Genomic DNA, 17,397 nt, shown 5'->3' with positions numbered 1-17,397 from the left:
ATTGGAGAGAGATTATGACATCTAAGGATATGGCGGATAATGCTGCTAATGAAGTGAAATCGAATGATGCTGAGCGGGAATTGATTGAGATTGAGCTGTTGCTGGAAGGTATACATCGGCTGTACGGCTACGATTTCCGTAACTACGCTCTGCCTTCGATTAAGCGGCGTGTTTATTATCATGCGCAGTCCGAGAATGTAAGCACGATATCAGGACTTCAGGAGAAGGTGCTGCATGATCGCAGCGCCTTCGATAGGCTGGTACAGAGCCTTTCCATTCCGGTGACCGAGATGTTCCGTGACCCGGAGCTGTTTCTGAATTTCAGACAGAAAATCATTCCTATTTTGCGAACGTATCCGTACATTCGAATATGGCATGCAGGTTGCTCCACGGGTGAGGAAGTATATTCTATGGCGATCTTGCTGCATGAGGAAGGCTTATATGATAAGGCCCGCATTTATGCGACGGATATGAATAACCTGTCTTTACAGCAGGCGAAGGAAGGCGTATACGGGATCGACCGAATGAAGCTGTATACCAAAAATTATTTGGAGTCCGGGGGCACACAATCGTTCTCTGAATATTATACAGCCAAGTATGATTCAGTGATGTTTCATCCTTTTTTACGGAAAAATATTATTTTTGCGGAGCACAACTTAGCGACAGACCGGTCCTTTAACGAGTTCAATGTTATTTTTTGCCGGAATGTCATGATCTATTTTAACGACGAACTTCGCAACCATGTACATGGGTTGTTTTATGATAGCTTAAGTCATTTTGGCGTGTTGGTGCTTGGGGCCAAGGAATCCATACATTTTACCGATTATAGTGATTCCTACGAGCCGCTGGACCGGATAGAAAAAATATACCGGAAGATTAAATAGAGATGCTTAGGAGGATTCCATGGGGCTTCATGAACCGATTCATATATTGCTGGTAGATGACAGACCTGAGAACCTGCTCGCTCTTGAGGCGGTGCTAGAGAGTGAACAATATAATCTGGTAAAGGCCACATCCGGGGAAGAAGCGCTGCGATGTCTATTAAAAGATGAATTTGCACTCGTAGTCCTGGATGTGCAGATGCCGGGTATGGATGGTATTGAGACCGCAAAGCTAATCAAGGCCAGAGAGAAAACGAAGGATATTCCGATTATCTTCATTTCAGCTAACAGCAAGGAAGCGGAGCATTTATTTGCGGGGTATTCAGCGGGCGGTATTGATTATATGGTGAAGCCGTTCATCCCTCAAATTCTCAAGTCCAAAATTGAAGGTTTCGTGCAAATGTATCTGACAAACAAGCGTTTGAAGACACAGTCCCACCTGCTTCATCAGAAGACCCAGCAGCTGGAGAAGATGAACAGCGAACTGATTGCCGCCAAGGAGGCAGCAGAGATTGCTGCCAATGCCAAAACGGAATTTCTGGCGATGATGAGCCATGAGATCCGCACACCTATGAACGGCGTCATTGGAATGATTGATTTGCTGATGGAGACGGAGCTGCAAAGCGACCAACAGGAATATGCCGATATCATCCGTCGTAGTGCAGACGCACTGGTAGCAGTCATTAATGATATTCTGGACTTCACTAAGCTGGAGTCAGGCAAAATGGAGGTAGAGGAATATCCTTTTGATCTGGTTTCCTGTATCAAGGAAGTTTTCAGCCTATTTACGGTAGAAGTGAACCGAAAGAACTTGGAACTGGTTTATTTTCTCGATGAACAGATGCCTCCTGTGTTATATGGAGATATGGGAAGATTGCGTCAAGTACTGATTAACCTGATATCCAATGCTGTCAAATTTACAGACCGGGGCGGGGTGTATGTCTTCGCATCTGTCAAAGAGCAAAGCGATAATGGACTTACCGTTGAGTTTTCTGTGAAGGATACAGGCATTGGTATTGATCCGGCTAAGGTTGGAAGGTTGTTTCAGCCCTTTTCCCAACTGGATTCTTCAATGACGCGTAAATATGGTGGAACCGGGTTAGGACTCGCCATTTGTAAAACCTTAGTGAATATGATGGGCGGAGATATCCGTGTAGATACGAGCGGAGAACAGGGCGTGACGTTTCATTTCACAATGAAGCTTGGCTTTGCTCAGGAAAATGAACTGGAGGGGGAGTCCAGTCACGATTGGGAAATTCCACATCAGGAATCTCCAAGTCGTAGACCTGTACTGGTCGTTGATGATCATCCGATTAACCAGAAGCTGATGGTTAATATACTGGATAAGCTCGGTCTGGCTTCAGATGTGGCAGCAGATGGACAGCAGGCGCTTGATATGGTCACGGCTAATCAGGACTATGACTATATCTTTATGGACTTGCAGATGCCTGTGATGGACGGTCTGGAGTGCACAGGGAGAGTGCGTGAACAATTGGCGGGAAGATCGCAACCTGCCATTATCGCCATGACGGCTAACGTCATGGAGGGTATTCAGCCTCGATGTATTGAAGCGGGGATGAACGATTATATTAGTAAGCCCGTTAAAATCAGCAGTGTAAAACAGGCATTGCTACGGCATTCTCCGGACCATTTTCCAATGCAACCGGGTAAAGATCAGATCAATGAAGCTTAGATGGTGGCATTTGGTAGTGTTTAAAAAGTTATACCGTGATTCAAACGCTCGTATAATGGGTTAGTATGTAGGGAAATCTTTTTTTGGGAGAGTAGGCCTATGAATACAAATAAAAATGAGAAGTTTAATGCAATTACGGAAACAACCGATGGCGTAAATACCGTTTATCTGAGTGGAGAGTTGGATCTTTCGGTAGCACCTGATTTTCGTCTGGTGATGGAGCCTTTGGTGGGGGAATCCAGCCAAGATTTGATTATTAACTTGAGAGACCTTAAATACATTGATAGCACAGGTATTGGAATCTTGTTATCCATTTTAAAAGCAAGGCATGGGATAGAGTCTCGCTTTGCTGTTCAAGAGGTACCGCCTCAAATTCAAAAGCTATTTGATATGACTGGTATTGCCAAATTCTTTGTCCCCCAGGAGAATTCCCAATAGGAAAGGAAAGAAAAAGAAATGAACGCTCAAATTCAAAAAGTAGTTCTTAATTTGCCGGCAACTGCTGACTTTGTTGATATTGTAAGATTAAATTTATACGGTATTGCCGCGAAAATGGGATTCTCTTATGAGGATATTGAAGACATGAAAGTGGCTGTATCGGAAGCCTGTAATAACTCTGTCCTTTATGCATATGGTCATGAGGGGGGAGTCGTGGAAGTGACATTCGAATTTGATGAAGTTTCGTTGTCCATTCGTGTCAAAGATGAAGGGGAGAGCTTTGAACGCGTGGAGGACCCGTCCCGTATCGCATCCTTACATGACAAGGAGTTGAATGATGCACAGATAGGCGGATTAGGCTTTTATCTCATGCAGGCGCTTATGGACGATGTCCATATCTTGAATGAGACAGGAAAAGGCACCGAAGTGGTGCTGGTAAAGCGCTTGACCAGAAGTGAGGAAAGAGTATGAATGAAAAGGTAACTCCCCCGGAGTCGATGGATGAAGCCGTTGGTCTAATCTGGGAGTACCAGCAAACCAAGGATAACGAGATTGCTACCGTGCTGATCCGCAAGTATGAGCCGATGGTCAAGATGGCTGCCGGGAAAATCTCCCGTAACCGTCCGGACTTATACGAGGATTTATATCAGACCGGTCAGATGGCTTTGATACGTCTGCTTCAGCAATACGATATCAGCTTGGGTATCCCATTTGAACCGTACGCTATGAAAAGTATGCTGGGACATATGAAAAATTATTTGCGCGACAAATCCTGGTACATCCAGGTTCCTCGCCGCATTAAGGAAAAGGGTGCGCTTGTTCAACATGCTATTGATGAACTGACCGTTAAGTTGGAACGCTCACCCAATGTGGACGAGATTGCGACCTATTTGGATCTAACCGTGGAAGAAACGATCGAGGTGCTTGCTGGTCGTGAGTGCTATCACTATGTTTCACTGGACTCGCCTTTATCCCAGGAAGAGAGTGCAGCTACGTTAGGCGAGCTCATTAGCTCGGATGCTAACGATTATGACACTGTGGAAAAACGAATGGATTTGCAGCAGGCTTTAAGCCAACTGAAGGAGCAGGAACAGAAGGTGCTTCTTCTGGCATTTCAGGACGGTCAATCTCAACGTGCGATTGCCCAGACGTTGGGCGTATCACAGATGAGCGTTTCCCGTATTCAGAAGCGGGCTACGGAAAAGCTGAAGCAGATTATGTCTAATTCCTCTATTTCATGAGAAAAACGCGGAATTCTTGGTTTAACATATTTGATGTCACATCGTAAGGACACGTTATTCCGATTTGGGGAAACGTGTCCTTTTTATAAAGCGAAAAAGGTTGGGAGGAAGGTTGGAATCCATGACAGCATTTGAACAGATTTCTTCCTTTCGTGGAGGATGGGAATGGTGGGACATCAGTGCTGGGAATTGGCAAGATTCGGTCATACAGCACTTGAAGGAGAAGCTCCCAGAAGCCACAGAATGGCTGGACAAGGTAGAGGACATTCCATCCAGCTTTATATCTGTGCGCTTTCCAGATGGCAATCAGCCCTTAATGTACGGGTCGCTGATCTACTCCGTTCAAGAGGAAATCGATAGTCAACGCAATTGCAACAAGTTTTATTTTCTGGTTCTAAACCAGAAGTTGGTGACGTTAAATTTGGATCAAAATACCCGTGAAATTATGCACACCGCGGAACGCCAAAAAATGCTGGAACAGTGTGAGGATGCAGCTGACGGCATGTTTGTATTGGCGAGAGCCGTGCTTCATTATTTTCATACAGGTATGGATAAGTTCGAGATCAACCTGAGAAGACTGGAAGAGGACATGGAGAAAAGAAATGCCCGTACACTGATGGATTCTATATTGAATGCACGTTTCGAGCTGTTGTATTGGAGCAATATGTTCATTCCTTTTTCAGAGCTGGTAACGGCTTCTCGGGAGGCATATTTGGATAAACTGGAGGAGAATCGCTTTTTTAAGCAGTTACTTTACCGTGTGACTCGGATGGAAGGACTTTTCCTGCATTATGAAAAGGAAATCGACACCCTGATCTCTATTGACGAGGCCATTTCCGCTTTTAGGGGCAATGAGATTACGAAGACGCTCACCATTGTGACCGCCGTTTTTACACCTGCCACTGTAGTGGGGGCCATTTGGGGCATGAACTTTGAAAATCTGCCTTGGATTAAAACAGGCTGGGGTTTTACCGCCGTGATTATTGCCACATTGCTAAGTATGGCGGGAATGTACGGCTGGCTGATGATGAAGGGGTGGACAGGTGACTTATTGAAAACTAACAAGCGCAACAAATTGTAGCGGCTGATTACGGCTGTTATAATTTACAAATAAAAAACGATCCATCGTAACAGGAGGCTCTTTGGGGAGTCTATATCGGTTACGATGGATCGTTTTTAAATGAGATAGGGACAATTACTTAGTACCTTGGCTCATTTTGATATATCCTAATAATTCGGCGATGAAATCTCCGATGACCGGAAGATTTAACTGTACTAGGAAACTGAGCAACCAAGCGAGCAAGGCGAGTATGACCACTGTACCCAGCGTAAGACCGAGACCACGTGCAATCCCTGCGGTCAGGTTGCTCATAATTCTCCTTTTCGTGCTGGAGTAGTTCTCTATAATATCTTTGAATTCTGCTTTTTCCAATGTATCTGCGATTTGATCTAGGCGTTTGTTAAGCCGCTTGACCTCATGGCGAAGTTCAAAAGGATGCTCATTTACATCAAAGTCTCTCTCCTGATCATGTGTTTTAACATGATGATGAGTAGAAGAGGTCTGCTTGGATGAAACCTCATCTGGCTGATCTTGAGCCTGGAGGGGGTGAAAGGTTCTCTTGTTGTTCCGAGCAAGATCATCTCCATAGGAGTTTGGTTTGTTCATTGTCATCCCAGCCTTTCTATCATTTAAAAACAGCCAGCTTCTTGCATGCTGGCTGTTCAGTGTTTGGATATTAGTTTGGTTGTAATCGGAATGTGTTCCTATTAGGAATTTGCATTTAATTGTTTTTGAGTGTCCTTGGCTGCTTGAGCGGTTGCATCCATAACTTCTTTATCCGCTTTGGCCGCTTCATTAGCGACATCGGCAGAAGCTTTGGTTACGCTGGATATGATGTTGTCTTTACTCTCGGATACCGTTTTGGCTACATCTGCTGTTTTAGTGGAAACGGTTTTGGCCAAATCTGTCGCTTTGCTGCTAACTACAGATGCGACATCCTTCGTTTTATCGGAGACAACAGTCATTTTTTCGGACAGATCACTACGTAAATCGCGACCCGGCTTTGGAGCGAACAGCAGGGCTGCCGCAGCACCAATCAAACCTCCAATGAATAAACCCTTTGCAAAACCTGAAGTGCTTGCCATATTTTGATTGTCAATGTTACTCATGATATATCACTCCTTTTATAGAATAAAAATATATATAAATGTTAGGTAGCCCTTCTCAATAGCCTGGACACAAGTCCGAGCAAGAATACGAACAATGCGGTTCCAAGTATGGCTGGAATGACTGCAAAATCTCCGATGACCGGGCCCCAGTCTCCCAACAGCATGACACCTAGCCAAGCTCCTACAAATCCAGCAATCATAGAGCCTGCAATGCCGCCAGGCATTTCATGTCCAGCTAGTGCATCGCCAATCAATCCGATAATAATGGCCATTACAATACTTAGTACAATTCCCCACACAAGGATCGCCTCCCTTATCCTAAGTTCACAAACGATAACGTTTTTGATAAATGCTGAGCTTCGATATTGCTGTGCCTTGCTTACTTCGTATATAAACGTCATGACCCGGAGTGAAACAAAAAGCCGAATCGGACGTTATGGGCGGGGGGGAGAAGAAAGCTGCATTTTCGCTCGCCAATAGATCATAGGAACGGTAAACGCCAGCCAAATGATGCCTGCAATATAACCACCCACAATATCTGTAGGAAAGTGAACTCCTAAATATATACGGCTTAGTCCAATCAATATAATGAGCAGTGCACCAAGAACGCACGGGAGGAAGAGCGAACGCTCACGAATCTTTCGTTCTATAGCCCAGATGGCAAATATCATGCCGTAAAATCCCATGGAAATCATCGCATGACCGCTGGGAAAACTGTAGCCCCCGGCTTCAACCAAATGTTGAAGTGACGGGCGTTCCCGTTGCAGAATTTCTTTAATGAGCGTATTCAGCACCCACATCGCCGTAAAGCTGCTTAGGATCGCAAAGGAATAAGCTTTTGAACGAAGAAAGACCCAGCATAAGGTAGCAGCACCGAGGGCGATAATTAACGACATGCTGAATGAACCGAAAGACGTAATGAATATAGCGATGGTTAGCAATTGGTCATGAGTAGCTGCTGTGTCTGGAAAAATAGCATCCTGTATACGCTCATCCCAATATAGAAAAGGAGCCGTGCCAATCCATTGCACAGAGTAGGCGATGAGAAGCATCACAGCGATCATGATAATAGATGCATACAGACTACGACGCAAATAGCTTGGTAGGAACCGGGATGGTTGGGGTTTATGGGATAGCATATGTAATAAATCTCCTCCTTATGGCTGTAATAGATTTAATTTTTCGTACTATTAACTTAACTAATAATGAACTTAAGAGCAAAACTCGACGGAGACGACAGGCTGATTGAGGCATTTAAGCCCGGGGTAAAGGGATCGTATCACAGTGTTTGTAATGCCAGGGCCGAAAGTGGAATAATCATCACGAAGCAAGGCTGCTTTACGGAACTGTAATCCATGGAGGTGTTAAGGATGATTAAAATAGTGACATCGGCAGAAAGACATACCTCAAATAAAGGATGGATTCATAGTGAGTTTAGCTTTTCATTTGCCGATTATGAAGATCCGAGCAATGCCCATTTTGGTTGTATGCTAGCCCATAATGATAACAAACTTGAACCGCAGCAAGGCTTCAAAAGACATCCGCATCACGATTTGGAAATCGTCACTTATGTAATTGAAGGCCAATTGCATCATAGCGACAGTTTGGGACATGAGCAGGATTTAAAAAGCGGCTCGATTCAGGTTCTGAGTGCAGGCACCGGGATTGAACATGAAGAGCGAAATACTGGGGATGAAAGACCGGTTCGCTTTTTACAGATGTGGTTTTTACCCGAGAGCCCTGGCATTCAGCCTTCTTATCAGGTGCAAAGATTCAAGCACAGTGAACGCCTAAATCGGCTTCAGCCTGTTGTGTCTGGTTCAGAAGTGGAGGGAACGTTATCCATCGCGCAGGATATAAATCTGTACCTGAGCAGATTGGAAAAAGGCCAGCAGCTTGAATATCCGCAGCAAGAGGAGCGCCGCACCCACATTTATGTAGTTAGCGGTCATGTGGAAGTTACGTGCCAGGATGGAGATTTTCAGTTAGGGCCTGGTGATGCTGCACGAATTCAAAAAAGTTGTACATTAAAGGTACTAGCTACAGGTAATGAGGATATATCTGAACTGGTGTTAGCAGATTTACCTTGAAGCATCCTTGAGTGAAGAAGTGTATGAAAATGCGTATATGCAATCGAAAAATAAAGCTCGTATCCCCGTTGCGCGTCTGTTGAAGCGAGCGGAGATACGAGCTTTATTTACGGTGACAGGGCCACTGGCATGAAGGCTGTTGCTCATGATGATAGGTTGTAATACAGCTAAGCTGTATTCCTATAGGCTGATTCAGGAGGACTTACGCAATCTACCCAGTTCAGAAACAATAGCTTCAACCTCGGAAATGCTCAGGTTAGGCTTGTTTATCACCATATCATAGACATCATGGATGTCCTCGTATTGCTCCAGCGAGAAAGCGGAAGCTTGCATAGCAGCACCACTCGCCATACGGAGCTTGGTTTTAATGCCCTCAATCATATACTCAATGTTGGCATGAGACGGTACAGACAAATCCATCGTTAATTTCCATCCTTTCATAACAGGGGAAGTTGCCTGTATTGTATCATGTTTTTGTTGTAGAATGTACTGAAAGCCAGATTACCAATATACAACCGAATCAAGGAGGATGGACAAAGTTGTCTTTGTATAATCGAGCTTCCGCACCCGGACGCTCGTCCTTAGAACATAATGTAAAGAAAACAGATCGAGATGGACTCGCGCCGTTTTTCCGAGAAATTCATCATCAGCATGCTATAGATAAGTTGACTTTTGTTTGTATCGGTACAGATCGCTCGTCGGGTGATTCACTGGGGCCACTGGTAGGCACCATGCTCAAGGAGCAAGGTTTTCCGCACGTGATTGGGACAATGTCGGAGCCCTGTGATGCGGATCATCTGGTTCCATACTTGGAGTGCATTCCCCAAGATCATCATGTGATCGCCATAGATGCTTGTCTTGGACAGCACGGCTCAACGGGAATGTTTCTTATTGCGTGTGAACCGCTAACTCCTGCGCGATCGGTAGGGCTGTCTCTGCCGTCTGTGGGTCATTATAGTGTTGCAGCGATTGTGAATGAGCGCAGTCCCAAACCCTATTGGACACTCCAAATGACTTCGCTTCACTTAGTCATGACAATGGCTGCGCATATTGCTAATGCGGCGGCTTGTGAATTTGGCTTAAAAACAGCTTCGCAAGATTTTCCAGAGGGTTACCGTTTCAGATATTGATCGTCTGCTTAATAATATACATCAGCATGTTCTACTCACTAATATATTCAGATCCAATAGATTATATACAGAGAAGGAAGGGTTCCACATGGAAAAGGTATTATGCGAAGGAACGACGATCTGCTATGCCGAACAGGGAAAAGGAGATCCGATCATTCTATTGCACGGATTTTGCGGAAGCTCCTCCTATTGGGATGAGGTTGTTCCCTTGCTGTCCCCAAGCTATCGTTGTATTGTTCCAGACTTGCGTGGACACGGACGCAGCGATGCTCCACTAGGAGCCTATACGATTGGTCAAATGGCAGATGATGTGCTTAAACTTCAAGAACAATTGGACATCCCTCAGGCTGCCTGGTTTGGTCACTCCCTAGGAGGCTATTTAGCCCTTTCGGCAGTGCAGAGACATGCAGAGCACCTTACAGCATTTGGACTGATTCATTCCACAGCTTTTGCAGATACGGACGAAGGTAAAGAAAAGCGTAACAAGGCTGTATCCACCATCCAAACGGAGGGGATTACCACTTTTGTAGATGGACTCGTACCGGGACTGTTTGCTCCTGATCATGTGGAGTCGATGTCCAGCCAATTACTTAAAGTCAAAGAAATTGGCTACAAAACACCTCCGCAAGGAGCTGTAGGAGCATCATTGGCTATGCGCGAGCGTCCTGACCGACGGGATGTGTTGTCAGCTTCTGCCTTGCCGGCCCTTTTAGTAGCGGGGGAGCAGGATCAGGCGGTTCCTCCAGCGCGGACGTTTACAACAGATCGGGCCGGAGTAACTCAGGTTACCCTGCCGGAAGCAGGTCACATGAGCCTGTTTGAGGCACCGGAGATATTAGCTAATGCTATCTTGGCGTTTTTGGAGCAAAACTTGAAAAAGTAGACTAAGGTAAGCCCAAAAACCGGAACCCTTTGATGTGATCATCAGAAGGTTCCGGTTTCTTGTATGCAAATTGTTTTTAGATGTGGTCACTATACATTCAGTTTATTTGAATTTTGCTGACTTGTTGTATCATATCGGTTAATGTGCAGAATACCTAAGTCATATTATTTTTGTTCAAGGCAAACGCCGTCGGCAAACCATCAATACTCTCTAAACTTTTCTCGTATGCATACTTTTTAAGTACTTCTTCGCCCATCTGAATCGCCACGTCCTTCAGCTTTTCCCGTTCGCTCGTGTAAGTCATGAAGGGAACTGCAAAACCACATGAATCCTGCACCATATGAACATCAACTACTATGATTTGTCTTGCTCCAGGAAGTGGATTAAAGAGAGGATACAGCTCATTCCAACGCTTTGTATTGGGCAACACGACTGTGCCAGTACCATAGAGTCTTAATACACTGGGCTCGCCTTCAAATGCACAGAACATGATGGTTACCCGTCCGTTCTCTATAATGTGCGCACTTGTTTCGTTGCCACTTCCCGACAAGTCGAGATAGGCTACCTCCTGATCTGACAAAATACGAAAGGAATCATATCCCTTGGGGGAAATATTCACATGCCCCGTCTCGGATATCGGTGCTGATCCTACAAAGAAAATATGCTGTCGCTGTATGAACTCTTTATATTCCGGTAGTATCGAACTGAATTTTTTTCCCATACTTAAACATCCTCCCCTGTAAAATATCAATGCATAATTTTGTTTCGAGTGAAAATAAATATTTTATTTTATTATATGAATCAATAAATAATAATAACGATTATTTTTGTTTCTCATGAAACAAAAATAACACGAGACTAACGGAGAATCAATATCAAATTTTCAAATACTCTATTTCGTTAGTCCATGATCGGCTACAAAACACTGTACTAACGGAATGTTACGTGCCATACGTGATTTCTGAGTGTCGAATCTTTGATGCTATAAAGTATTTGTAATTGTGTTAAATGAAATTGCGGCATGGCGGTGGCATTTGGCTTTTAGACAAGGATGTCATACAATCAGAAGACAGAAGTTTCTGGTTGTCTAGGCATCGGGATGAAAGGAAGGGAACGGCTTGCTTAGAAAAGACTATTTGCTCAGTATGATGGAAGAATTGACATCCGCAGTAGCATCGGTGCTCGGTCTTAGGCGCGAAAATAAACACATCGAAGCGCTGAAACAGCTAGATGACCTGCTCAACAAGCAGTTTCGTCTTCGTTCAGATCTGCTCAGACGATTGCCGCCGGAACAAATTATTGAGCTTTTCCGATTGGGCCCTGGAATTGAAGCGGATAAGCTTCAGCAGGTGGCTCGCATTTTGGAGGAAGAAGCCGCGATTTACCTGGAAACCAGCAGAACAGACGAAGGTATACGAATCTTGATGAAATCTCTTCATTTATATTTGTACAGCGATACGAATGGCGCGACTCGTGATCTGCAGGTCCTGCCTGAACGAATAGCGTGTATCGTGAAGCTGGTGCGCGAATATGAGCTCCCCCCTGAAACCAGCAAGCTGCTGGCTGTTCATTACGAGCGAGAAAACAGGTTGGACGAAGCCGCCGATGTCTGGTTTGGATTGGCATGGGAGCAGCCAGAGCTGCTAGCGGAAGCGGAGACGTTTTATAGTCAATTACTGGATAAGACCAATGCAGAGCTGGAGCTGGGTGGAATTTCACGCCAGGAAGTCACCGAGGGTTTGACCGAGATCACCCAATTACATGAAAGAAAGTGAGATGTACCTTTTGGATTCACTGCGCGAACTTATATACCAATTGACCACGGGAGGATCCCTTATAACAGCGACGCTGAGTCAGCTTCGCAAACGGGAGGATGCTTCTTTTACTAAAGTACAAATCAAACCTGTAGAATTGAAAAACAAGCTGCATTACCAGTTTGCTTTTCATTACAGCAACAAAGTCATTCATGAAAATCTGACCCCTGACGAAGCTAATGAGCGTATGACTGCCTTGTTTGAGGACACGTTCCGCCAAGGACTTTTATGCGCCAAGGATGCAGACTACCAAGTGCTGATCAGTAAAAAATATAAAGTATCCATTCTGACAAAGTCACCGAGCAAAAGTAAAGCCGACCTGTCTCATAATCGCAAAAAGCAATATGTGCTCGAAGAAGGGGAACGAATTCCTTTCCTGATTGAGCTGGGGATTATGAATGAGGATGGTAAGGTACTGGCCCGCAAGTATGATAAGTTTCGTCAAATTAACCGGTTTCTCGAAATGGTGCAGGATGTATTACCTAGCCTTCCGGTAGGCCGCCCATTGACGATTGTGGATTTTGGCTGTGGCAAATCGTATTTGACCTTTGCGTTGTATCATTATTTGGCTGTACAGCAAAAGCGACCATTGCAGATCGTTGGTTTGGACTTGAAGGCAGATGTCATTGAAACCTGTAATGTTCTGGCTCAAAAGCTGCAATATCGACAGTTGGAGTTTCTGGTCGGTGATATCGCAGACTATAACGAACTGGAACAGGTGGATATGGTTGTTACCTTGCACGCTTGTGATACTGCAACAGATGCGGCGCTGGAAAAGGCTGTTCGCTGGGGTGCTTCCGTCATTTTGTCGGTTCCGTGTTGCCAGCATGAGCTGTTTAACCAACTGGAAAATCCGGTATTGGAGCCGTTGCTTTCCCACGGCATTTTAAAGGAGCGTTTTTCTGCACTGGCAACGGATGGAATCCGGGCCAAACTGCTGGATATGATGGGATATCGGACACAGCTATTGGAATTTATCGACATGGAGCATACACCTAAAAATATTCTGATTCGTGCCGTCAAAGGGCAAGCGGGAGAACAATCCGTTCTGTGGCGTGAATACACAGCATTTCGGGATTTTATTCATGCTGATCCTTATTTGGAACGCGCTTGTGCGGACTTGCTTCCCGAAGGAGCGGGGAAAAAGCAGACACATAGCTAGGAATATAGTAAAAGTGGAGCCACTGCGGGGTGGCTCCACTTTTTTGTAGTTCACAGTTCATGGTTGCAGTACGCAAACATCTATCCGCCATAGGCATTTCTAAAAGCGGTGCACAAGACATCGCGATCCACCTTCCACAATGCCGCGAGCTCCTCGCTGACATCTTCATCCCACCAGTCGCACAGTAGTTTGCGATTACTATGGTTTTCCGCAATCCAGATAAGGTGTCCGACGACCTTGCGGCAGTATAGTTCTTCGCCCTGCTTGACCAGATCAGGGGCAATGTGAACAGGCAGACGTTTGCAGGTTCGATACAACTCTTTGGTACATGCGCGGCGGATACCACGAGCCGTGGGTAATCGGGATTGTGAATTGTCATGTTTGGGGAATTTGCCGGGAGGCATATTGTACCCCCTCCTCTCTCTCACAACTTATGCGGGCAGAGGATCCGGGGTCACTGACTTCCCTTTTTGGACGAAGTGGCGACTTGTTCTGCCGCTGTGATACACTAAATGAAAATAGAGAAACAGGCAGGGAGTGGGAAGAGAGATGGACCAAATATCTAGTATCATTAATTATTTGTTTGAGATCATTCGTAGTCTTGGGTATTTTGGTATTATGCTAGGCTTGATGGTGGAGGTCATTCCAAGTGAAATAGTCCTCGCTTATGGCGGTTTTTTAGTGTCCTCGGGTCATATTAATTTTTTTGGCGCAGTCGTGTTTGGAACGATTGGCGGGGTGCTGGCCCAGCTGTTCATTTACTGGATTGGACGCTATGGCGGCAGACCCGTTTTAGATAAGTATGGGAAATACATACTCATTAAAAAAAGTCATGTTGACCACGCTGAAGCCTGGTTCAATAAATATGGCACAGGGGTCATTTTTACAGCTCGCTTTATCCCTGTTGTTCGTCACGCGATCTCAATCCCTGCCGGGTTGGCTCGAATGAACGTATGGCGCTTTATTATTTTGACAACGCTGGCGATTATACCTTGGTCTGTTTTGTTTATATATTTAGGTATGCTGTTGGGAGACAAGTGGGAACAAATTGACGAAGTGGCAGCACCTTACATCAAACCGATTTTGCTGGTTGCTCTTGCGCTCTTGATCATTTATTTTGTTATCAAATGGATTGTAGCCAAAAACAAAAAAGGAAGTGTATAACATGAGCCGTACTAACGTATCGCAATATTTCGGAAAGGGTTTGAGTCCTGAACAATTTATGGAGGGCATGGAAAAGAACAAAGAAGCCTTCCGCTCTGGATACGATCAGTTTGTGTGGAGCAGCGAAGAGGATCGGGAGTTTTTTGAAAGCCTGAACCATCGTGATGATCTGCGTGTGCTTATATTGGCTGCCGACTGGTGTGGGGATGTAGTACGCAATGTGCCAGTTGTGTTCCGCGCGTTGGAGAATAGCGGTATTCCAACTGAAGTATTGATTCTGGAAAATCATCAGGCGCTGATGGACGACTTCCTGACAATGGGCGGACGTGCTGTGCCGATTGTGATTTTTGCGGATACGGGAGGTCATGTACTTGGCCACTGGGGACCACGCCCTGCACATGTCCAACAAATTATGATCGCATTCAAACGTGAAAATCCAGATCGGGAAGCCGATGATTATCAAGAAAAAATCGCAGTTGCTCGTAAAGAAATGGCTGAAAAATATGGGGAGGGAACCGAGGTCCATCCTGTAATTGTTCAGGAATTACGCGAGCTGATCTCGGGATTTTAACTTATGACATTATCTATTCGCAGCTTTAATCTCGGCCCGCTCCAGACGAATGCTTATTTGCTTCAAGGAGATGATCCGAAGCGCGCTGTTATTATTGATCCAGGGATGAATCCGGGTCCTTTGCTGAGAGCCATTGAGCCACTGACCATTGAAGCTATCCTGCTGACGCATGCCCATTTTGACCATATCGGAGGAGTAGAGGAGATTCGCAATGTCAAAGGCTGCCCGGTTTATCTGCACGCCTTGGAGCAAGACTGGCTTACATCTCCTAAGCTGAATGGCTCCTTGATGTGGCCAGAGGCATCCCCTCCGATCTCGACGGAACCAGCCGAATATGACTTGGCAGAAGGTCAACAATTGAACTTGATCGGTCACACGTTCCGGGTTTTCCATACACCGGGCCATTCACCCGGAAGTGTCAGCTTTTTATGCGGCAAAGATCTTTTTTCCGGGGATGTGCTATTTCGTCAGGGCGTTGGACGCACGGATCTGACGGGCGGCCGCGAACGGGATCTATACGATTCTATTCAGAACAAATTGTTTCCACTCGGAGATGACGTTACAGTCTATTCCGGTCACGGTCCCAAAACGTCCATCGGTTATGAGAAAGCTAACAATCCGTATATCCGGTAAATGTGATGAATGTTTTCAGTAGGGGCAAAATCAAAGGTGTGACAGGTTTTGCCCCATTTCGACAACAAATTATAAATTATGTATAGACAAAGGTTTTTATTTTTGTTAACATAAATTTATTGAAGTTACATACTAAACTCGCGAAGCACGCAAGCTGTGGATGAATCCCGGTTTGCGTTCTTTTTTTTGCCCATTAAGAGGATAAAGAGGCATGAGGCCGTCAGATCACAAGGGGGAGCAAGAATGAAAAGAAAACATATATATGGGGTACAACGTGAGATTGGAGGTAGTTTCCGTGTTCCCAATGTAATAGATATTGAAGATTCTGTGGCAGATTCCGAGCCGAAGATCATAACTTGGAAAAAGGTGAAACGACGGGGCGGAATCTCTACACAAAACTGGCATGTGAGGCTGGATGAACACAGGTTGGGACGTGGAGACGGTCGATTATGAAGATACATAGATGATATAGACAAGCTACTTTTTTTTTAGTAGACTTAGCAGATAAGTTCAGACAAACGGGGGGGCTAACGATGCATCATTTAGGAGCTAGAATTATGATCGTCGCGGATGCTTTTGAGCAGAATCTTCCTGTGGGCGAACATGGTTATATCATTGCTTACGACCGTAATGCGGACAATGCTTTTGACTATGTCATTCGCGTACCGAAGGTGAACCGCAATTTTTTTGTACCATCCGGAGACATCGAGCTGGAAGAGAGTATTCTCAAGCTGGAAGCCGAGCGGATTGAGCGTGAAGCGCTGATAGATTACGCCCTTGCTACCCATAATGAGCAACTGTTCATGCATGTGATGAACGGTGGTATTGATTCGGTAGAGACTGAGGAAGAAGAAACCGCGGCGGAGTTGTTGTCACAGGCTGATTTTATCAGACAAGTCAATTTGCGTGCTTGGATATAGGAGTCGGCTACGGTCGATTCTTTTTAAGAATATATAAAGGGCACAATCTCAGCTCCTATAGTTTTCACGAAAGAGCACCGAAAGGTGCTTTTTTTATATTCTTTTAGCAACATTTACCTCATCAAAGTGCAGTTTGCTTCTGTACCGCGTCAAAGATTGAATTGTAAAGGGTTCTATCCTATAATTAAAAACGTTATTTCAAAGTTCGGTGCAGCATTTTTTAATATCAGGATTTTGCAAAATTCGATTTCAGTCGCTTATTGAATTTTTTGCAAAATCCTCATATACATGAGGAGGGTTTTGTATGAACATTTCCACGGAAGATGTCCGTCATGTAGCCAAGCTGTCCAGGTTGAATCTGACCGCGGCTGAGGAAGAAACGATGACAGGACAATTAAACGCCATTCTCCATTATGCGGAGAAGCTGAATGAGCTGGATACGGAGCAGGTAAAGCCGACCACTCATGTGCTGCACGTCAGCAATGTCATGCGAGACGACGAAGTTCGCGAAAGTTTGACACATGAGCAAGTGATGCGCAATGCACCTGAAGAAGAAGACGGACAGTTTAAGGTTCCTGCTGTTCTGGAATAGATCTCATATTTGAAAG

At 45.0% G+C, this 17,397-nt stretch carries 24 protein-coding genes; 17 read left to right on the top strand and 7 right to left on the bottom strand.

All coding sequences use genetic code 11. The annotated features are described in order from the left end of the window. Window positions 1–14 precede the first annotated feature (14 nt). From MKY35_RS21750 to MKY35_RS21725, 6 genes are all read left to right on the top strand, one after another. Window positions 15–884, top strand: coding sequence for a protein-glutamate O-methyltransferase CheR (locus MKY35_RS21750; protein ID WP_029517171.1), 870 nt, complete (start codon window positions 15–17; stop codon window positions 882–884). A 19-nt stretch (window positions 885–903) separates the two neighbouring features. Further along, window positions 904–2,574 (top strand): response regulator, encoded by a 1,671-nt coding sequence (locus tag MKY35_RS21745; RefSeq protein WP_029517172.1) that lies wholly within the window; start codon window positions 904–906, stop codon window positions 2,572–2,574. Between the two features lie 99 nt (window positions 2,575–2,673). Then, complete coding sequence (locus MKY35_RS21740; protein WP_342444795.1) at window positions 2,674–3,012, top strand: STAS domain-containing protein; 339 nt, start codon at window positions 2,674–2,676, stop codon at window positions 3,010–3,012. A gap of 18 nt (window positions 3,013–3,030) precedes the next feature. Continuing rightward, complete coding sequence (rsbW, locus tag MKY35_RS21735; RefSeq protein ID WP_013311930.1) at window positions 3,031–3,483, top strand: anti-sigma B factor RsbW; 453 nt, start codon at window positions 3,031–3,033, stop codon at window positions 3,481–3,483. Further along, the gene (locus tag MKY35_RS21730; RefSeq protein WP_013311929.1) at window positions 3,480–4,253 is read left to right on the top strand and encodes a sigma-70 family RNA polymerase sigma factor; all 774 of its coding nucleotides are present in this window, start codon (window positions 3,480–3,482) and stop codon (window positions 4,251–4,253) included. Before rsbW ends, MKY35_RS21730 begins: the two co-directional genes overlap by 4 nt. Window positions 4,254–4,374: 121 nt before the next feature. After that, a complete protein-coding gene (locus MKY35_RS21725; protein WP_342444794.1) occupies window positions 4,375–5,334 on the top strand; it encodes a magnesium transporter CorA family protein in 960 nt (319 codons plus the stop codon). A gap of 114 nt (window positions 5,335–5,448) precedes the next feature. On the opposite strand, the gene MKY35_RS21720 is transcribed toward MKY35_RS21725, so the two are convergent. From MKY35_RS21720 to MKY35_RS21705, 4 genes are all read right to left on the bottom strand, one after another. Beyond that, the gene (locus MKY35_RS21720) at window positions 5,449–5,925 is read right to left on the bottom strand and encodes a DUF5665 domain-containing protein (protein WP_342444793.1); all 477 of its coding nucleotides are present in this window, start codon (window positions 5,923–5,925) and stop codon (window positions 5,449–5,451) included. Window positions 5,926–6,020: 95 nt separating this feature from the next. After that, complete coding sequence (locus MKY35_RS21715; protein ID WP_039273640.1) at window positions 6,021–6,422, bottom strand: YtxH domain-containing protein; 402 nt, start codon at window positions 6,420–6,422, stop codon at window positions 6,021–6,023. A gap of 41 nt (window positions 6,423–6,463) precedes the next feature. Beyond that, window positions 6,464–6,721 (bottom strand): GlsB/YeaQ/YmgE family stress response membrane protein, encoded by a 258-nt coding sequence (locus MKY35_RS21710; protein ID WP_013311925.1) that lies wholly within the window; start codon window positions 6,719–6,721, stop codon window positions 6,464–6,466. Window positions 6,722–6,856: 135 nt separating this feature from the next. After that, window positions 6,857–7,561, bottom strand: a complete 705-nt coding sequence (locus tag MKY35_RS21705; protein WP_069011993.1) for a phosphatase PAP2 family protein — start codon at window positions 7,559–7,561, stop codon at window positions 6,857–6,859. A gap of 231 nt (window positions 7,562–7,792) precedes the next feature. Between MKY35_RS21705 and MKY35_RS21700 the strand changes: the two genes are divergently transcribed. Then, the gene (locus tag MKY35_RS21700) at window positions 7,793–8,512 is read left to right on the top strand and encodes a pirin family protein (protein ID WP_342444792.1); all 720 of its coding nucleotides are present in this window, start codon (window positions 7,793–7,795) and stop codon (window positions 8,510–8,512) included. A gap of 192 nt (window positions 8,513–8,704) precedes the next feature. Here the strand turns inward: MKY35_RS21700 and MKY35_RS21695 are convergent, their stop codons facing one another. Then, on the bottom strand, window positions 8,705–8,932 hold the full coding sequence (locus tag MKY35_RS21695) for a DUF1128 domain-containing protein (RefSeq protein WP_029517178.1): 228 nt from the start codon (window positions 8,930–8,932) through the stop codon (window positions 8,705–8,707). A gap of 119 nt (window positions 8,933–9,051) precedes the next feature. Here MKY35_RS21695 and yyaC point away from each other — a divergent pair, with 119 nt between their 5' ends. Both yyaC and MKY35_RS21685 read left to right on the top strand, forming a co-directional pair. Then, entirely contained in the window at window positions 9,052–9,642 is a 591-nt protein-coding gene (yyaC, locus tag MKY35_RS21690; protein WP_039273804.1) for a spore protease YyaC, read from the top strand. An 88-nt stretch (window positions 9,643–9,730) separates the two neighbouring features. Continuing rightward, the gene (locus tag MKY35_RS21685) at window positions 9,731–10,525 is read left to right on the top strand and encodes an alpha/beta hydrolase (protein ID WP_342444791.1); all 795 of its coding nucleotides are present in this window, start codon (window positions 9,731–9,733) and stop codon (window positions 10,523–10,525) included. Window positions 10,526–10,679: 154 nt separating this feature from the next. Here the strand turns inward: MKY35_RS21685 and MKY35_RS21680 are convergent, their stop codons facing one another. After that, window positions 10,680–11,246, bottom strand: a complete 567-nt coding sequence (locus MKY35_RS21680; protein WP_039273633.1) for a pyridoxamine 5'-phosphate oxidase family protein — start codon at window positions 11,244–11,246, stop codon at window positions 10,680–10,682. 397 nt (window positions 11,247–11,643) lie between these two features. Between MKY35_RS21680 and MKY35_RS21675 the strand changes: the two genes are divergently transcribed. Both MKY35_RS21675 and MKY35_RS21670 read left to right on the top strand, forming a co-directional pair. Next, window positions 11,644–12,300 (top strand): DUF6483 family protein, encoded by a 657-nt coding sequence (locus MKY35_RS21675; RefSeq protein WP_069012001.1) that lies wholly within the window; start codon window positions 11,644–11,646, stop codon window positions 12,298–12,300. Continuing rightward, a complete protein-coding gene (locus tag MKY35_RS21670) occupies window positions 12,287–13,501 on the top strand; it encodes an SAM-dependent methyltransferase (RefSeq protein WP_340956814.1) in 1,215 nt (404 codons plus the stop codon). Before MKY35_RS21675 ends, MKY35_RS21670 begins: the two co-directional genes overlap by 14 nt. Before the next feature lie 80 nt (window positions 13,502–13,581). Here the strand turns inward: MKY35_RS21670 and MKY35_RS21665 are convergent, their stop codons facing one another. Next, window positions 13,582–13,905, bottom strand: a complete 324-nt coding sequence (locus MKY35_RS21665; protein WP_029517184.1) for a hypothetical protein — start codon at window positions 13,903–13,905, stop codon at window positions 13,582–13,584. A 145-nt stretch (window positions 13,906–14,050) separates the two neighbouring features. Here MKY35_RS21665 and MKY35_RS21660 point away from each other — a divergent pair, with 145 nt between their 5' ends. The 6 genes from MKY35_RS21660 (at window position 14,051) to gatC (ending at window position 17,381) form a co-directional block, all read left to right on the top strand. Then, window positions 14,051–14,665 carry a DedA family protein gene (locus MKY35_RS21660; protein ID WP_029517185.1) on the top strand — a complete coding sequence of 205 codons (615 nt, stop codon included), beginning with the start codon at window positions 14,051–14,053 and terminating at the stop codon, window positions 14,663–14,665. 1 nt (window position 14,666) lies between these two features. Next, on the top strand, window positions 14,667–15,236 hold the full coding sequence (locus MKY35_RS21655) for a thioredoxin family protein (RefSeq protein WP_039273626.1): 570 nt from the start codon (window positions 14,667–14,669) through the stop codon (window positions 15,234–15,236). Window positions 15,237–15,239: 3 nt separating this feature from the next. Beyond that, entirely contained in the window at window positions 15,240–15,869 is a 630-nt protein-coding gene (locus MKY35_RS21650; RefSeq protein WP_342444790.1) for an MBL fold metallo-hydrolase, read from the top strand. A 243-nt stretch (window positions 15,870–16,112) separates the two neighbouring features. Then, entirely contained in the window at window positions 16,113–16,322 is a 210-nt protein-coding gene (locus MKY35_RS21645; RefSeq protein WP_342444789.1) for a hypothetical protein, read from the top strand. Between the two features lie 80 nt (window positions 16,323–16,402). Further along, complete coding sequence (locus MKY35_RS21640) at window positions 16,403–16,789, top strand: hypothetical protein (protein ID WP_025675434.1); 387 nt, start codon at window positions 16,403–16,405, stop codon at window positions 16,787–16,789. Between the two features lie 304 nt (window positions 16,790–17,093). Beyond that, a complete protein-coding gene (gatC, locus tag MKY35_RS21635) occupies window positions 17,094–17,381 on the top strand; it encodes an Asp-tRNA(Asn)/Glu-tRNA(Gln) amidotransferase subunit GatC (protein WP_013311910.1) in 288 nt (95 codons plus the stop codon). The last annotated feature ends 16 nt before the right edge of the window (window positions 17,382–17,397 follow it).

Source organism: Paenibacillus sp. FSL L8-0638, assembly GCF_038593075.1.
Lineage (GTDB): Bacteria > Bacillota > Bacilli > Paenibacillales > Paenibacillaceae > Paenibacillus > Paenibacillus polymyxa_D.
This window is presented reverse-complemented; position numbering and strand designations above follow the sequence as displayed.

Bases quoted from the DNA above. Each gene is read 5' to 3' on its own strand.
- MKY35_RS21750 (WP_029517171.1), top strand. From the start codon at position 15: ATGACATCTAAGGATATGGCGGATAATGCTGCTAATGAAGTGAAATCG.
- MKY35_RS21745 (WP_029517172.1), top strand. From the start codon at position 904: ATGGGGCTTCATGAACCGATTCATATATTGCTGGTAGATGACAGACCT.
- MKY35_RS21740 (WP_342444795.1), top strand. From the start codon at position 2,674: ATGAATACAAATAAAAATGAGAAGTTTAATGCAATTACGGAAACAACC.
- rsbW (WP_013311930.1), top strand. From the start codon at position 3,031: ATGAACGCTCAAATTCAAAAAGTAGTTCTTAATTTGCCGGCAACTGCT.
- MKY35_RS21730 (WP_013311929.1), top strand. From the start codon at position 3,480: ATGAATGAAAAGGTAACTCCCCCGGAGTCGATGGATGAAGCCGTTGGT.
- MKY35_RS21725 (WP_342444794.1), top strand. From the start codon at position 4,375: ATGACAGCATTTGAACAGATTTCTTCCTTTCGTGGAGGATGGGAATGG.
- MKY35_RS21720 (WP_342444793.1), bottom strand. From the start codon at position 5,925: ATGACAATGAACAAACCAAACTCCTATGGAGATGATCTTGCTCGGAAC.
- MKY35_RS21715 (WP_039273640.1), bottom strand. From the start codon at position 6,422: ATGAGTAACATTGACAATCAAAATATGGCAAGCACTTCAGGTTTTGCA.
- MKY35_RS21705 (WP_069011993.1), bottom strand. From the start codon at position 7,561: ATGCTATCCCATAAACCCCAACCATCCCGGTTCCTACCAAGCTATTTG.
- MKY35_RS21700 (WP_342444792.1), top strand. From the start codon at position 7,793: ATGATTAAAATAGTGACATCGGCAGAAAGACATACCTCAAATAAAGGA.
- MKY35_RS21695 (WP_029517178.1), bottom strand. From the start codon at position 8,932: ATGGATTTGTCTGTACCGTCTCATGCCAACATTGAGTATATGATTGAG.
- MKY35_RS21685 (WP_342444791.1), top strand. From the start codon at position 9,731: ATGGAAAAGGTATTATGCGAAGGAACGACGATCTGCTATGCCGAACAG.
- MKY35_RS21680 (WP_039273633.1), bottom strand. From the start codon at position 11,246: ATGGGAAAAAAATTCAGTTCGATACTACCGGAATATAAAGAGTTCATA.
- MKY35_RS21670 (WP_340956814.1), top strand. From the start codon at position 12,287: ATGAAAGAAAGTGAGATGTACCTTTTGGATTCACTGCGCGAACTTATA.
- MKY35_RS21665 (WP_029517184.1), bottom strand. From the start codon at position 13,905: ATGCCTCCCGGCAAATTCCCCAAACATGACAATTCACAATCCCGATTA.
- MKY35_RS21660 (WP_029517185.1), top strand. From the start codon at position 14,051: ATGGACCAAATATCTAGTATCATTAATTATTTGTTTGAGATCATTCGT.
- MKY35_RS21655 (WP_039273626.1), top strand. From the start codon at position 14,667: ATGAGCCGTACTAACGTATCGCAATATTTCGGAAAGGGTTTGAGTCCT.
- MKY35_RS21650 (WP_342444790.1), top strand. From the start codon at position 15,240: ATGACATTATCTATTCGCAGCTTTAATCTCGGCCCGCTCCAGACGAAT.
- MKY35_RS21645 (WP_342444789.1), top strand. From the start codon at position 16,113: ATGAAAAGAAAACATATATATGGGGTACAACGTGAGATTGGAGGTAGT.
- MKY35_RS21640 (WP_025675434.1), top strand. From the start codon at position 16,403: ATGCATCATTTAGGAGCTAGAATTATGATCGTCGCGGATGCTTTTGAG.
- gatC (WP_013311910.1), top strand. From the start codon at position 17,094: ATGAACATTTCCACGGAAGATGTCCGTCATGTAGCCAAGCTGTCCAGG.